This is a genomic window from Virgibacillus halodenitrificans (assembly GCF_001878675.1).
GTDB lineage: Bacteria > Bacillota > Bacilli > Bacillales > Amphibacillaceae > Virgibacillus_Q > Virgibacillus_Q halodenitrificans.
Genome location: NZ_CP017962.1, coordinates 1,447,243 through 1,462,782, shown reverse-complemented (window position 1 = coordinate 1,462,782; position 15,540 = coordinate 1,447,243). Strand labels below are relative to the sequence as shown.

The window sequence follows — 15,540 nt, the reverse complement described above, 5'->3', positions numbered from 1 at the left end:
CCATAACGAATGGAAAAAAGTAAGATACTAACCTGAATAGGAGAGTAAAGGCAGGATTTACTTACAACAGCGAAAGAGACTAACAATATGTCAGCCTCTTTGAAGATCATAAGTCTATTGATTGATCCAACTTATAATCACCGATCTTCTTGTACTTTTCCCATCTTTGTTCAAGTAGCTCATCTTTTGAAAATGCTTCTAATTGCTGCAATGATTTTTCCAGTACTGCATCCATATTTCTGGCTTGCTCTTCCAAGTCTCGATGAGCTCCCCCTTTTGGTTCTTGAATAATCGTATCAATAACACCTAGCTCTTTCAAATCGTAAGAGGTAATTTTCATGGTTTCAGCAGCTTTTTTTGCTTGACCAGAGTCTTTCCATAACAGGGCAGCTGCACCTTCTGGAGAGATAACTGAGTATGTAGAATTCTCCAGCATGTGAATGTGATCTCCAACTCCAAGCGCAAGCGCACCACCACTACCACCTTCACCGATGACTACACAAATAATAGGAACAGTTAGACCGGCCATCTCCATAAGGTTTCTGGCGATGGCTTCACTTTGGCCACGTTCTTCTGCCGCTCTACCAGGATAAGCCCCCTTTGTATCAATAAAGCAAATAATCGGTCGGTTAAATTTCTCTGCTTGTTTCATATGACGCAAGGCTTTGCGGTAACCTTCGGGATGAGGCATACCAAAGTTTCTGCGTATATTCTCTTTCGTGCCTTTTCCCCGCTGGTGGCCGATTACAGTTACAGGTTTTTCTTTATAAAATGCAATTCCCGCTACTATTGCTTCATCATCGCCGAATAACCGATCACCATGGAACTCTATAAAATCAGTAAAGAGATTTTCAATATATTCCAATGTAGTTGGTCTGTCTTGGTGTCTTGCCATTGATACACGGTCCCAAGGTTTTAAATTACCGTAAATGTCCTCTTCCAGTTTAGATAGTCTCTTTTCGAGGGTAGAAATCTCTTCAGATAAATCAATATCACTATCCTGCGTAAAATTCTTCAATTCAGCAATTTTTTCTCTTAAGTTGACAATTGGCTTTTCAAAGTCAAGAATTTGTTTCAAGTGACTTCCCACCCTTCTGATGTAGCTGAAGTAAAGTAGATAATACATGCTTCAACTGGTGTCGATGAACTACTTTATCCAATTGGCCATGTTTTAATTGAAATTCAGCTGTTTGGAAATCATCAGGCAGTTTTTCGCGAATAGTTTGCTCAATGATTCTTCTCCCGGCGAAACCGATTAAGGCACCAGGTTCAGCAAAATTATAATCTCCTAATGAAGCAAAACTAGCAGATACCCCACCTGTTGTTGGGTGCGTCATAACAGAAACCATTAATCCACCTGCTTCACTGAATCGTTTAATAGCAATAGACGTCTTAGTCATTTGCATTAAGCTGAGCACGCCCTCTTGCATTCGGGCCCCTCCAGACGCAGTAAAAATAATAAAAGGAATGGATTCATCCTTAGCATTTTCAATCGCACGTGCGATCTTCTCGCCTACCACAGAACCCATGGATCCCATTCGGAAAGTTGAATCCATCACAGCAAAAGCTGCGCGATGGCCTTCTATTGTTCCTTCTCCTGTAACCACACCTTCATTCAAGCCTGTTTTTTCACGGTCTTTTTTCATTTTCTCTTCATAGTCCGGAAAATCAAGCGGATTACTCGTAATCAACTGCTTGTCCCATTCTTGAAAACTATTTTCATCAAATAAGGAATCAATACGCTCCCAAGCAGTTAATGTATGATGATAGTTACAATTAGGACAAACATTTACGTTTTTCTTCATTTCTTTTCTATAATAAATTTTATGACATCCTTTGCATTTCTGCATTAATCCTTCGGGAACATCTGTTTTTGCCTGTTCACTTGGTATGGATGCATACTTTTTTCGCTTGCCAAAAAAATCCTTAAGCAAGATGACTCCTCCTTTTCGAACCAAACCTATAGCTGCAAAGCAAGCTTTAAGCTAAAAGCCTATTAAAGTTTCTGCCCTTACAACTTAGCTACACTTTTCCTTCACTATAATACATTACTTTTAAAAAGACTGTCATAAAACGTCGAGTTCATAAATTAATCTTAATTACGAACATGTATATTTTTCAAATAGATTCTCGATCTCCATATATACATTTCTTTTGTATATATCAACTAATTCTACATAAAATGAATCTACTAGTTTTTGTTCTGGCATTGTAACAGAGAATTCATCCATTAATTGCCATATTCTCTGCATCAAAAGATTATCTGTTTTGACAGCTAAATGAGTGAAAAAAGCAGTATGTCTTTCAGTATCACTCATTTTTGAATCAGTTAACAAGCTCTCCATCTTCTGCAGATCATCTTCAGTTAGCTGTTTATAAGCTAACTTAGCACATTCCTTTTCTATTATACGTTTAGAAATTAATAAATCTTTTTTGGTACCATTCCCTTGCAAAATAAAAGAAGAAAGGATTTCAACTGTCTGATAAGGTCGGTACGTACTTATAAAGGTACCTTCCCCATGCTTCGTCTCAATTAATCCCAATAATTCCATTGCTCTTAAAGCTTCTCTGATTGATGATCTCCCTGCTTGAAGCCTATCAGCTAATTCCCGTTCAGAGGGTAATTTATCTCCAGGCTTCAAATCATGATGGTCAATAAATTTCCGGATTTCCTGAAGAATTTCCTGATATACTTTTTGCTTAGGTGACATGGGCACTGCCATGGTTCACTCCCTTAAACCACATTTTATTGATCAATCTGAGTTAATCTCCGAGTTTTCTCTGCGACTTCCTCAGGGTCAACTTCAATTCTTGCTACACCGGATTCCATTGCCGCTTGGGCCACACTTTTGGCAACAATTGGTGCAACACGGGCATCAAAAGGAGCTGGAATTACATAATCTTCATTTAACTCGTCCTCTCCAATTAGAGAAGCGATTGCTTCGGCAGCTGCTACTTTCATTTTCTCATTAATCCTAGTTGCCCGGACATCTAGCGCACCACGGAAAATACCGGGGAAAGCCAACACATTATTCACCTGGTTTGGAAAGTCAGATCTACCGGTACCTATAACTCTTGCACCAGCCTCTTTTGCATTTTCAGGCATGATTTCCGGATCAGGATTAGCCATAGCAAAAATTATTGCATCTTCGTTCATTTTCTTTACCATATCAGAAGTTAAGGCACCACCTACAGATACACCAATAAATACATCCGCATCCTCTAACATTTCTTCAAGAGACCCTTCTTTTTTTGCCAGATTAGTAAATTTAGCGACATTCTCTTTCACTTCATTCATACCATATGGGCGATCTTCAAAGATGGCTCCTTTTGAATCACACATAATCATTTCGCGAACACCGAAGCTATATAATAATTTAATAATTGCTATACCAGCGGCACCTGCTCCGTTTGCCACTACTTTAATATCAGAGAAAGATTTCCCTACCAATTTTAATGCATTAATCAATCCTGCTACTGTTACAATAGCTGTTCCATGCTGATCATCATGAAAGATTGGTATATTCGTTTCTTTCTTTAGACGCTCTTCTATGACAAAGCAATTAGGTGCTGCTATATCTTCCAGATTTACGCCTCCGAATGTTGGTTCCATTAGCTTAACTGTTTGAACAATTTCTTCTATATCATGGGTATTCAGACAGATAGGGAAGGAATCTACTCCTGCGAAGCTTTTAAACAAGACAGACTTCCCTTCCATTACTGGCAACGCAGCCTCAGGACCAATATTTCCTAAACCCAATACAGCAGAACCATCACTCACAACTGCAACCATATTTCCTTTCATTGTATAATCATATACTGTTTCTTTACGTTCATATATCTCTTTACATGGTTCTGCCACACCAGGAGAGTAAGCAAGACTTAAATCCTTAGCATTACGAACCGGAATTTTTGAGTTCGTTGTTAATTTCCCTTTATTTACTTTATGAATATGCAATGCTTCATCTCTTAAGCTTGCCATTTCAATTACCACTCCTTATCCCATATCTAATTGTATTTTAATAATTTTATACGCACGCAAAGTGGTCAGACCACCCTTAACTTCTTAATTATAACAGATGGTATTTATGTGTAAAGTATTGATTACTTGCTCTTGTTATCCAAAACTACACATGTTTTTCCAAAATGGCCTGTCATTTCGTTTATACATTCAGTTGTGGGATGAATGGCAACATCTTTTAATTGGTATGTGATTCGATCATGTTCCAAATATACTAAAACTGGAGTAGTCCCTGGATATCGCCTTGCTATTTTTTTAATAAGCACTAACCCTTCTTCTTTATTATGAGGGGAGAGCTTTATAAACAGCCTTCGGTTATCAACATGCGGCAACTCCACTTCATCCAATGGCTTCATATCTCCCAGTACCCATTGTAATCTACCGCTTCTGTTTTCTACCTTACCTGTTATAGCTACCAGTTGTTCCTCCTTTATCCATCTGCTCACATCTCGATATAAATCCGGAAACATAACCGCCTCCATTTCTCCTGTCTCATCCCCTAAGGTAAGAAACGCCATGGAGTCTCCACGCTTCGTTCGTATCACTTTCATGGATTGGATAACTGCCCCCGCTTTGCTATTTCTTCGCCCAACCAACTGTTCTGCCTGAAGTAGTGTAGTGAACCCTCCTTGTTGCAATTTATTTCGGTAACTTTTAAGTGGATGACTTGATAGATATATTCCTACCAATTCTTTTTCATCTGTCAATTTTTTAAATTGGCTAAAGTCTTCAATGTCTACATAATTTGCTTCCAATTCCAATTTGTCCTGGAATAAGCTGGGTTGATCATTAAATTCCCTGAATAGTTCTCCTTGTTCCAATGCCTGATCTATGGATGCAAGCAGACTTGCCCGATTTTCATAGGTTTCATCAAAAGCTCCAGCCATAATGAGGTTCTCCAATATTTTCCGATTAATAATTTTCAGAGGTACTCGCATGCAAAAATCAAATATATTTTTAAATCGTCCATCTTTTCGAATACGGATAATCTCTCTAATTACTTGATTACCAATTCCTTTAATACTTAACAGCCCAATTCGTACTTTATTCCCTTCCACAGAATATTTTCCAAAACTGTGATTTATCGATGGAGGCGCAACTTCCACTCCAAGCCCTTTTATTTCTTTAATATATTGCTGTATTTTTTCTTGCTGACCAGCAATAGAACTTAATAACTCTGCAAAGAAATGTGCAGGAAAATGCGCTTTAAAATAGGCCAGCTGATAAGAAATTTTACTATAAGCTACCGCATGGCTTCGGTTAAACCCATAATTGGAAAACTTAACAATCCAATCAAAAATTTCCTCTGCGACTGTTTTATCGTAACCATTAGACAGACAGCCTTTAATAAACGCTTCTTTTTGCTCTCCCATCACTTCCTGCTGTTTCTTACTGACAGCTCTCCGTAAAATATCGGCCTCACCAAGGGTAAAACCGGCAATCTGATGAGCTATTTGCATAATTTGTTCCTGATATACTAATACGCCATACGTTTTGCTTAGAATGGGGGCAAGATCTGGATGTGGATAGGTAGTCTCTTCCATTCGGTGCTTCCTGTTAATATAAGTAGGAATATAATCCATTGGACCGGGACGATACAAAGCATTAACCGCAACGAGATCTTCAAATTCAGTTGGTTTCAATCGTTTAAGTACTTGTTGCATACCTTGAGATTCAAATTGAAAAACCCCATTTGTATTCCCCGCTTTTAGAAGTTGAAACGTCTTTTCGTCCTGTTCAGGAAGATGCTCCAAATCTATTCTCCTTCGAGTGGAGTAATAAATTGTTTCTTTCATTTTTTCTAAAAGTGTAAGATTTCGCAACCCCAATAAATCAATTTTTAACAATCCTACTGCTTCTAAATCATTCATTGGATATTGGGTCAGGAGTCCTTCATTAGCCCCAACGGTTAAAGGAATATGTTCCATGAGCGGTTCTTCGCTAATTACTATTCCTGCTGCATGTGTAGAAATATGTCTGGGAATACCTTCTAATTTTGTAGCTATAGAAAACAAAACCTTTAACTTTTCCGATTGTTTAACATACGCTTTAAGTTCGCCTGATTCATTGATAATGTCAATAATTCGTTTATGACCTTGGAGGTTTTTTAAAACAAAGTTACTATCTTCCTGTCCGATATTTAATGTTTTTAAAAGTTCCCTAATTAATGATCTCGCTGCAAATGTTCCAAAAGTAATGATTTGTGCAACATGCTTTTCCCCATATTTTTCTTTCACATAATCAATTACTTCATCTCTTCTTCTATCCGAAAAATCTATATCAATATCTGGCATTGTTACTCTCTCCGGGTTCAGAAACCTTTCAAAAAGCAGATCAAAACGGATCGGATCGACATCAGTAATGCCTAGGACATATGCTACTAACGACCCAGCAGCCGACCCTCTACCTGGCCCCACCAGTATGTTATTTTTTTTCGCATATGCTATAAAATCAGACACGATTAAAAAATAATCACTGAATTTCATGGATTTAATGACTTGTAGTTCATACGTTAATCTTTCCGTTATTTCTTTTGTAATTGTTTGGTACCTTCTATCTAATCGATTCCAGCATTCCTTCTCCAAATACGTATGTACATCTTCATTAACATTCAATGGATAGGCAGGAATCATACGCTTGGTAAAGTCAAAGGTTACCACACAGTTAGCACTGATTTGCTGATTATGCTTATATGCCTCAGGCCAAGTCTGTTGGAACAGCCCCAGCATTTCTGATGGTGATTTTAAATAACGTTGTCTTACTTCAGGTCCCGACAAACGCATATCCCATTCTTTCCCCTGCTTCATAGCTTGTAAGCAATCAAATGCCACTTCATCTTTTTCGTTTAGATAACGAACATCCTGTAATGCTACCACAGGAAAAGGCTGAATCTGGTAAAAATGATGAAGCTTGTAGTTAATAATTCTCTCATCCTCTGTTCCATGATCTGCAATGCCAATATAAAAACTTTCATCCGGAAACACAGCTTGTCTTGTATGGATATAGGAATTAATATCGGGATCTTCTGCCTTTATTAAAGAAGTCAGTTGTGATTGGGCAGCAGGAATAATACCAAACAATTCATTGGTATAGTGAGATAGTTGATCTAAGGTTATATGGCTACTTTTATTCTCCTGCAAGAATGTACTAAGCTTCATCAAATCATGATAGCCAATATTATTTTTAGCTAATAAAATACAGGACTCCAGTGAGCCGTCTTCTAATAGAATACTTGTAACCATACCGATGATTGGCTTTATCCCCTTCTGTACACAAGCTTTATAAAAAGAGACAGCACCGTACAACACATTTTCATCTGTTAAGGCAAGTGTATTAAACTGAAGTTCGTTTGCTTTATTTACTAATTTATCAATGGTTATAGTGCTGTTCATCAGGCTATAACCTGTTCTCACCTGTAAATGAGTGTATGACATAATATCCCGCCTTCTAGTTCTCTACCTTCTATTATAACAATCTCCAGAGAACATGCATACGGATTACCTGTGAGATTATCATAACCATCCTTATCTTTTCATAAAATAATAGAAGCATGTCCTAGAAGGAGTGTGTATGTAGTGGAAGAACGTTTTTTTGCATCGTTTATTCATTGTTACTTTATTGCGTTTGGTGTCATTATTGGTGGAGCCATAATCGGGAGTATCGGATCTTTTCTTACTGGGGAAGCGCCTATAACCGCTATCAACAGAATCGCTAAAAGCTTACGTATATGGGCCATTGTAGCTGCTATTGGGGGTACGTTTGATGCGATTGCTAATTTCGAGAAGGGGCTATTGGACGGTTCTACCTTGGATTTGGTGAAACAGATTTTATTTATTGTTTCTGCAATGGGAGGAGTTAAAACAGCTATCTTATTAATTGAATGGCTAATTCAGGAGGAAATCACATAATGCATATCCCTCCATACCATAAAAAAGTCACTTGGCAACGTTTCTTTGTAGGCATGTTATTCGGTGGTGTTATCGCCTACTGTACGCTTATATATATGTATGGTGAGATGTATGAGCAGCTCTTAAAAGAAAATCGGGAATATCGCACAGAATTAACCGAGTTAAGAGATTTAAACGAGGCGCTTCTTCAGGATAAAAAAGATTTAAACGAAAAATCGAAGGAACCTCTTACTGTTGAAACTATAGAAATTAACATCGCTAATAAGAACGAATACCGTTTAGACCGGTTAATCGTTCATGATTTAGAAGAAATGGTGAAAAAGGAAATAAAACATATCATAGGTAGAGATATTTCCATTATTGACAAAAGTGATGATCTTCTAATTTCCTCTATCGAGAACAAAAACTTTACTGTAGATGAATTTACTTATTCATTTAAAGTGGAAAAGCTAGCGATCATCTCTCAAACAGTGAAGTTAACACTTCATGCAGAACTTGCTGATTAATGTGAACGTTTCATGAAATATTTGAAAACGAATGGCAAAGTACAAAAAAATGAAATAAAATAGAATTAGAGACAAATAACTAATTTATTCATATACTAATGAACGGGAAAGGAGAGATTGGGATGTTAATCATGAATGAGAGAAGATTACGAGATGAAAAACTCAGACAGTTAAAACAAGGTCGCACCGCTTATGCTGAATCCGGAGAACTAATTAGGTTGATTAAACGGGAAATTGAGAAGGAGCATCTTCATGTCTATTGTGATGATACAAGAACAGGTTGCTGGTTTATCCCAATGCCTGACAGTAAAACAAGCTAAAAATTTCAAACCATATAGAAAGTGTGCTGATTTCCTCCCTCCATTATGAAATCAGCACACTTTTTTATTTATAATCAGAACATGCTATGTGTAGGTCATTGATAACTTTTTCCGCTTCTTTCCATGTTGGTACAGATGCACCTGCAGCCATAGGATGACCTCCACCATTATATTTCGCAGCAATATCATTGACTATAGGTCCTTTTGAACGGAATCGTACCCGTATGAGATCCTCTTCTTCAATAAAGAAGACCCATGCCTTTATACCTTCCACTTCTCCTAATACACCAACTAGCTGACCGGTATCTACAGGACTGACCCCAAATTCATTCAATATGTCCCTTGTTAATTTAACCGTACTCATCCCTTCTGGAGACAATGTGTAATTTGTTAATATATACCCTCGCATTCTTGCTATGGATTCCTTCATACTGTAGATACCATCATAAAGAGCCGTACGGTCAAAATCATAGGCTACAAGCTCAGCAGCATAATGGAATGTCTTTGTCGTAGTACTAGGGAATAAAAATCTTCCTGTATCACCGACAATTCCTGCATAAATAAGTCTTGCTGCCTTTACATTCATTGACAATTGATCTTGTAATTCAAGATAAAACTCATAAATCATTTCACTTGTTGAACTCGCATTTGTATCTACCCACCTTAAGTCACCATAGGTATCCACATTTGGATGGTGGTCGATCTTGATCAGTTTCTCACCTAAATCATATCTCTGATCACAAATTCGAGCAGCATTTGCGGTATCACAAACGATAACTAATGCGCCTTCGTACACTTCCTCCTCAATCGTATCCATTCGCACAAGAAATGTTAGAGATGGATCCTCTTCCCCAACGACATAGACTTTCTTCTCAGGGAAATTCTCCTTAATTAATTCCATTAATGCCCCTTGAGAACCGAGTGCATCAGGATCTGGTCGTACATGCCTGTGAATAATAATAGTATCAAATGCTCTAATATCATTTAAAATTTGTCTTGTAATCATTTTATGACTCCCATCTCAACTACTCTCCTTAGCTCTACTTCCATACCTTAAGAATTATCACTAATATTTGCGGCCACAAAGCAAGCTTTCTCTTTCCTATCCTGATAAAAAAAGTTACAATATATGAGGATATTAAAAAGATAGTAGGAGAGGTTATATGTTTATATTTCCAATCATCATCGTACTTTCACTTGTTTTATATGTATATTATAAAGTCGCCATATTAAAAAGTGAAGATAAATTAACTCAAGCTTATTTTAACGCAAAATCCCGAATATGTCTTGGTAGTTTCGTTTTCTTTTTTGGGATAAATCAGTATATTTTTTATCAGACAAGAATTTCTCTTTTTATTGGCATCGTTTTTCTGATTTTGGGTGGAATGCAGTTATTAAGAGGAATGAAGGAAGTCAAGCACTACCGTAGTGAATATAGGCGTTTGAATCCCAAATAAAAGTCCAAGTTCCTACAATAAAGGAATAATTCGCGAGGAGTCTGCGCATTTTCCCTCCGCTAATTACAAAAATAAATCCGAACCATGATTCATTAGTAGTACGAATCGGTTCGGATTTTCAATGTATAAATTTTTTATGCCTGCCTCTGTTTTTTATCTATCAATTAATTGTGCCATAATCAGTCCTTTGCCGACTACTTTTCTTCCTGTTAAGACCTCTACATCCAATTTGGCATATACACGGCCCGCTTCCAGCAGCTTAGGCTTAATTGTTATTTTACTATCAATTTGTACTGGTTTTATAAAAAATACGGATAGATTTTCAACTACTAAATCACCTTTTTTATAATACTGCAACAGCCTGCTACTTGCCTCTGTAATTAATGTGGTGAATACACCATTGGATAGTGTACCAAGCTGGTTCGTCATTTGGGGGGTAACTTCTGTTTCAAATACAATCTCACTGTCTTCTGTATGGGTAAGATTACGAGCAACGATGTCATTAATCGTCTCTCCAACCTGAGGCTGTTTTTGGATCTGCTGTAATGCCTTCAAAACATCCTGTCTGGAAATAATCCCTTGTAATTCATGAGCCTGATCAACTACTGGTACAACCTCGATTCCTTCCCAAACCATTAGGTGAGAGACGGAAGCAAGCGAAGTTTTAGCTTGTACTACTTGCGGATCCCTGCTCATTACTTTTTCAATATGCACATCATTTGCTTTACCGACAATATCCTTTGAGGTTACCATTCCTATAACTCGCTTTTTGTCATCCACAACTGGAAAACGAGTATGGCCGGATTGATCATTCAGTCGATACCAATCAGCTATCGTATCTCTTGCAGTCAGATAAAAGGATTCATCATAGGAAGTAAATATATCGCCTACATAAACGATTTCCTTCTTAATGAGCTGATCATAAATGGCTCGATTGATCATTGCTGCAACAGTAAACGTATCATAGCTTGTGGAGATAATAGGCAGCTGCTTTTCATCCGCCAACTGCTTAATATATTCCTCTGTATCGAAACCACCTGTAATTAAGACAGCTGCCCCCTCTCCCAGGGCCAGTTCCTGTGCTTTTATTCTATTTCCAACAATGACCAATGAATCTGCTTCTGTGTAACGAAGCATGGCATCAAGCTGCATTGCACCGATGATGAATTTATTTAATGTTTTATGCAGTCCTTCTCGGCCTCCAAGCACCTGGCCATCAACAATATTAATTACTTCTGCAAACGTAAGACGCTCAAAATTTTCTTTCTTTTTTGTCTCAATCCGAATTGTCCCAACACGTTCAATTGTTGATACAATACCTTGATTTTCCGCTTCTTTAATGGCGCGGTATGCCGTACCATCACTTACATTCAATTCCTTGGCAATTTGCCGGACAGATATTTTATGGCCTACTTCCAATGCTAAAATATGCTGAATAATTTGTTCATGTTTTGTAGCCACCGGGGCCCACCAACTTTCAACTGTACTAATATTATCTGTATATTTTATTATACAGTTGAAAGTACATAAACTCAATGATTAGAGGCTTGACGTCTTCTCAACTCTTTCTGTTCCATAACAGGAGGGGTTACCATTTGTAAAAGAGCAGCAAAATTCCCTCCAACTACCAAAATAAAAAAGGCTAACCAACCACCCCAAAAAAGCTTGGCCACAAATCCTGTTTCTTGTGGAATAATTGGCCAAGCAACATATAGTAGAAATGCTGCCAATAATAAACGCAATACGACATAATGACGCATGTCCCTTCTCCTCCTTCCTATTTATCTATATGAGAATATAGACAAAGTAGAACAAGATAGATAAATAACAATAGAAGCTGTGGAGAAGATAATTAGTACATAACATGTGGAGCTTGTTAAAAAAGCACTTAAAAGGTGCTACCTATATAATTGAAAAAGATAGCCAGAAATCCGGCTATCTTTGAGCATAAGTTTTTATTTGCAGGCTGGCAGTCGCTTGATCTGCAGTTTGTTGGATGGATAATGTGTCAATTGTAATTAGCCGTTCACTCTTTTGGATTCCGTCGAGAAAATGATGAATGTCATTTAATTTTCCGGCATAAACATCGATCACATATTGTTCCTGTGGGAGGCCCTCTGTCTGCTCATCCTCACCTTTCTCCAGCTGTTCCTGTCCTTCTGTTCCGACATATTCAATGGTCACTTTTGCAGCTATGGCCGCTTGCTGGAGTTTGCGCAGAACATCATCTGGTGACTTTTTAGGCGGCACAAGCAGATTAAGAGCTTTGTCCTCTTCAGTTAACTCATTTTTACTATTCGCTTGTGAGTCAAGCTTTTGCAATTGCTGTTCATACATGGAAACTTTTTGTACCTCTGTTCCAACTTCTTCCTGAGCAGGTTTGATAAGCGTGATAAACGAAATAATATAGATCATTATAACTGCCGCAACAATTCCCAACGTAATATATGTATGATTTTTAGTCCATTCCTTCCGCATCACCTAGCTCCTCTCTCAGGGCATCCTCGTCCACGATAATGGTTATTGTTGCCTGATAATTTTTATCCAACTTTGTCATCGCAGTGAGTTCTGTACGAAGGATGTACTTCTTCTCCTGAACGTCTTCCATATAATTTGCTACTTCTTCTACTGTAGAAAAAATTGCACCCATGACTAGCCGGTTTTCGTCCGTATGTTCAAAGCTAACCAGCTGATTAGGATTCTTCAATCCTTCCAAACTGCTATAATAGGAGGTAACCACGGGAATTTCCTCCGTGCGAATGATTTCTATCTCTTCTTTTATGTTATTTAATTGCTGTTGGTTTACTGTTGCCTTATTGATTTCCAGCAACTGTGTTTCCACCTGTGCTATCTTAATTTTCTCCTCTGTTAATTCAGCTTCAAGCCGGCTCTTTTGAATATATAAAATGGAGACAGCGATCGTCAGAAGAAGTAAAAAGAGGGCGACAAAGAAAACTGTTTTCCGATATTTCCAAGGCTGCTTTTCAAGAAAGTTTATTTCGGTATTCATACGTCATCCCCTTTAGCAATCTGTCTTCAATCCCAACCCCATTACATCCACATATTTCACAGGCAATTCTTCTTTCGCAAAACGATCTATTGGAATTGTTGCCTGATCAGCTATTTTTCTTTGTGCTTCTTCCAATAATGGAAAGTCCCCTGAAAGTACTATTTGCTCAATCTGCTCATTTCCTTTGGTGATCGAGTAACGATAAAAATCAATAATGCGGTTGATTTCCAAAATATAATCATCCAGCATTACAGTAATATTCGCTTCTTGTTCACTAAACAGCAAAGGATCAATTGTTATATACCTTGTGAAGATTGCTTTATGTTCTTGAAATATTGATATCCCTAAGCTGTCCCGATTCCAATGCGCTAATAACACATGCCTTGATGGCTCTTCTCTTGTCTGATAATAATAACGGTATACAGACAAGGAAGTCAGGTCCGCCCCAATCACTTTAAAACCCGCTTTGTCAAACACCTCTTCAAAAGCAGTTAATTTATCTTGCTGATAGGCGTATAGCAACACTTGCTGATATTCTTCACTTTCTGGTGTCACATCAAGATAATCAAGGGCAATTACTGGATTGGAAAAAGGAAGATATATTTTGTTCCCCAGTTGAGTTCTTACATAGTCCTTTGCCTCATTTCTAGCTAATGAAGCAGGTATCTCTATATTTCGAATCACGACTGTATCATCCGGCAAAGAAAAGAAAAGCTTCTTTTTTCGCCATTTTTTCTCATAAATCAGTTTGTTAATCATTTCCACAAGCACCGATTTATTCTCGACTTTCCCCTCTCGCACCGTTCCCTCCGGCAGTTCAATTTCTCCATAACTCACAAGACCATCTGCTGCAGGCATGCGATAGTAAGAATAACGTAAAAGATAATTCGTTATTACAATATTGACTCTGTCATTTGTTAATAAACCCATCGTGTATTCACCACCTGCTTATAAAAGTATCGTAACGTACCAGTTTATTAGATTGTCACCGTAAAAATATGTAATTAGGCTTGCTGCTACAATATAGGGACCAAAGGGAATCGGCTGCTTGCGATCAATTTTCCCCGACAGAAGCAAGATAATACCGATAATTGCACCTATCGTACAGGAAAGAAAGAAAGTGAGTAAAACTCCTTTCAGTCCGAGCACAATCCCCAGTAAACCAAACAGCTTCATATCTCCAGCACCCATGCCACCACGACTAATTAAAATGATTGCTGCGAGCAGCACAGTGCCAACTAATGCTCCAACTATACTTGACCACCAAGGGACAAGCGGCTCTACTACTCTCAGTATAATAAACAAAGGTAAAAAAAAGAGCAGCACCTTATCCGGGATGAGCATATAAGTAATATCTGCTACAAATATGATCATGAGCATCGACACAAATAATAAGGCAATAGCAAGCTCGATTTGCCAGCCAAAAATAGCATAGCTCAACGCAAAACCTATTCCAGTGATTACCTCGGTAATCGGGTAAATAAAAGAGATCGGCTGATGGCAATGACGGCACTTGCCCCCCTGTATAATAAAAGAAACAACCGGAATATTTTCATACCAGCTAAGCTGTTTTTTGCACTGGGGACAAATCGACCGGTCATTAGCAAAGGGGATCTGTTTTGGAAGGCGTAATCCGACTACATTAAAAAACGAGCCAAAAATGAGGCCGAATAGAAAGAATGACAATATGATGGCTAGTTGCATAATGTAAGCTCCTTGTATGATTCTATTAAACTATGTAATTATTGAAGAAACGCCCCGCGCACGGGATGTGCCGGGGCGTCTTTATTTTATTCTTCAGCACTTCCATCTTTTTTGTACTTTGTGTAAACAGCTATAGAATTAGATACTTTAACAGTATCATCTCCGTTATACTCGTTCTCACCAACTTTATCAGGAATAGACTCTAGAAATCCATTATCAACCAAATCGCTAAGTTTATAATCTTTCGAATTAATTCCTTCAGAAACAGCAGCTAATTTAGCAGCATTTTCTATTAGTTCAACATTTGCTGAGTGAGCTTCTTCCTCTGATTTACTGATCACATTTCCTATAGTAGGAACCGCAATCGCCACAATAATCGCTAAAATTGCAATAACTGCCAGTAACTCCACCAATGTAAATCCTTTTTGTTTTTTCAACACTTTTTTCATGCGTGTAAGCATAAAAATCCCGCCTCTCTTTAATATGTATCTATTAAATGAAGTCGGCCGGTTGCACTACTCGCTCCTGATTACCAAAGTGCCCATATACAGGTAATCACTCATCACTTCCTACTTTATTCCTAGGTATATTATAATACATAATCTTACTAAAAT

General features: G+C 37.9%; 17 protein-coding genes and 1 riboswitch. Of the genes, 4 read left to right on the top strand and 13 right to left on the bottom strand.

All coding sequences use genetic code 11. From position 1 onward, the window contains the following. Positions 1-106: 106 nt before the first annotated feature. The 5 genes from accA to dnaE form a co-directional block, all read right to left on the bottom strand. Entirely contained in the window at positions 107-1,126 is a 1,020-nt protein-coding gene (gene accA / locus BME96_RS07675) for an acetyl-CoA carboxylase carboxyl transferase subunit alpha (RefSeq protein WP_051002320.1), read from the bottom strand. Next, positions 1,062-1,934, bottom strand: a complete 873-nt coding sequence (gene accD, locus BME96_RS07670; RefSeq protein WP_071648802.1) for an acetyl-CoA carboxylase, carboxyltransferase subunit beta — start codon at positions 1,932-1,934, stop codon at positions 1,062-1,064. The genes accA and accD overlap by 65 nt, the downstream gene beginning before the upstream one ends. A gap of 165 nt (positions 1,935-2,099) precedes the next feature. Further along, positions 2,100-2,723 carry a FadR/GntR family transcriptional regulator gene (locus tag BME96_RS07665; RefSeq protein WP_019378601.1) on the bottom strand — a complete coding sequence of 208 codons (624 nt, stop codon included), beginning with the start codon at positions 2,721-2,723 and terminating at the stop codon, positions 2,100-2,102. Between the two features lie 23 nt (positions 2,724-2,746). Further along, positions 2,747-3,982 carry an NADP-dependent malic enzyme gene (locus BME96_RS07660; protein WP_019378600.1) on the bottom strand — a complete coding sequence of 412 codons (1,236 nt, stop codon included), beginning with the start codon at positions 3,980-3,982 and terminating at the stop codon, positions 2,747-2,749. A 122-nt stretch (positions 3,983-4,104) separates the two neighbouring features. Beyond that, positions 4,105-7,455: a DNA polymerase III subunit alpha gene (gene dnaE / locus BME96_RS07655; RefSeq protein ID WP_071648801.1), complete on the bottom strand. Its 3,351-nt coding sequence runs from the start codon at positions 7,453-7,455 to the stop codon at positions 4,105-4,107. A 141-nt stretch (positions 7,456-7,596) separates the two neighbouring features. Between dnaE and BME96_RS07650 the strand changes: the two genes are divergently transcribed. The 3 genes from BME96_RS07650 (at position 7,597) to BME96_RS07640 (ending at position 8,755) form a co-directional block, all read left to right on the top strand. Beyond that, entirely contained in the window at positions 7,597-7,929 is a 333-nt protein-coding gene (locus tag BME96_RS07650) for a sporulation membrane protein YtrH (protein ID WP_019378598.1), read from the top strand. Next, positions 7,929-8,435, top strand: a complete 507-nt coding sequence (ytrI, locus tag BME96_RS07645; protein ID WP_019378597.1) for a sporulation membrane protein YtrI — start codon at positions 7,929-7,931, stop codon at positions 8,433-8,435. Before BME96_RS07650 ends, ytrI begins: the two co-directional genes overlap by 1 nt. Positions 8,436-8,557: 122 nt before the next feature. After that, complete coding sequence (locus tag BME96_RS07640; protein ID WP_019378596.1) at positions 8,558-8,755, top strand: YtzJ family protein; 198 nt, start codon at positions 8,558-8,560, stop codon at positions 8,753-8,755. Positions 8,756-8,819: 64 nt separating this feature from the next. Here the strand turns inward: BME96_RS07640 and BME96_RS07635 are convergent, their stop codons facing one another. Next, entirely contained in the window at positions 8,820-9,761 is a 942-nt protein-coding gene (locus BME96_RS07635) for a DHH family phosphoesterase (RefSeq protein ID WP_071648800.1), read from the bottom strand. 157 nt (positions 9,762-9,918) lie between these two features. Here BME96_RS07635 and BME96_RS07630 point away from each other — a divergent pair, with 157 nt between their 5' ends. Then, positions 9,919-10,212 (top strand): YtpI family protein, encoded by a 294-nt coding sequence (locus BME96_RS07630; protein WP_019378594.1) that lies wholly within the window; start codon positions 9,919-9,921, stop codon positions 10,210-10,212. Between the two features lie 153 nt (positions 10,213-10,365). Here the strand turns inward: BME96_RS07630 and BME96_RS07625 are convergent, their stop codons facing one another. The 7 genes from BME96_RS07625 to BME96_RS07595 all read right to left on the bottom strand — a co-directional run bounded on the left by BME96_RS07625 (position 10,366) and on the right by BME96_RS07595 (position 15,387). Next, positions 10,366-11,673, bottom strand: coding sequence for a DRTGG domain-containing protein (locus BME96_RS07625; protein ID WP_071648799.1), 1,308 nt, complete (start codon positions 11,671-11,673; stop codon positions 10,366-10,368). Between the two features lie 71 nt (positions 11,674-11,744). Then, positions 11,745-11,972 (bottom strand): hypothetical protein, encoded by a 228-nt coding sequence (locus BME96_RS07620; protein WP_019378592.1) that lies wholly within the window; start codon positions 11,970-11,972, stop codon positions 11,745-11,747. Positions 11,973-12,147: 175 nt separating this feature from the next. After that, positions 12,148-12,690, bottom strand: a complete 543-nt coding sequence (gene pilO, locus BME96_RS07615; RefSeq protein WP_019378591.1) for a type 4a pilus biogenesis protein PilO — start codon at positions 12,688-12,690, stop codon at positions 12,148-12,150. Beyond that, positions 12,671-13,222, bottom strand: a complete 552-nt coding sequence (locus BME96_RS07610; RefSeq protein ID WP_019378590.1) for a hypothetical protein — start codon at positions 13,220-13,222, stop codon at positions 12,671-12,673. The genes pilO and BME96_RS07610 overlap by 20 nt, the downstream gene beginning before the upstream one ends. 12 nt (positions 13,223-13,234) lie before the next feature. Continuing rightward, positions 13,235-14,152 carry a type IV pilus biogenesis protein PilM gene (gene pilM, locus BME96_RS07605; RefSeq protein ID WP_071648798.1) on the bottom strand — a complete coding sequence of 306 codons (918 nt, stop codon included), beginning with the start codon at positions 14,150-14,152 and terminating at the stop codon, positions 13,235-13,237. An 18-nt stretch (positions 14,153-14,170) separates the two neighbouring features. Continuing rightward, positions 14,171-14,926 (bottom strand): prepilin peptidase, encoded by a 756-nt coding sequence (locus BME96_RS07600; RefSeq protein WP_071648797.1) that lies wholly within the window; start codon positions 14,924-14,926, stop codon positions 14,171-14,173. A gap of 86 nt (positions 14,927-15,012) precedes the next feature. After that, entirely contained in the window at positions 15,013-15,387 is a 375-nt protein-coding gene (locus tag BME96_RS07595) for a prepilin-type N-terminal cleavage/methylation domain-containing protein (protein ID WP_019378587.1), read from the bottom strand. A gap of 34 nt (positions 15,388-15,421) precedes the next feature. Further along, a riboswitch (cyclic di-GMP riboswitch) is annotated at positions 15,422-15,505 on the bottom strand. Positions 15,506-15,540 lie beyond the last annotated feature (35 nt).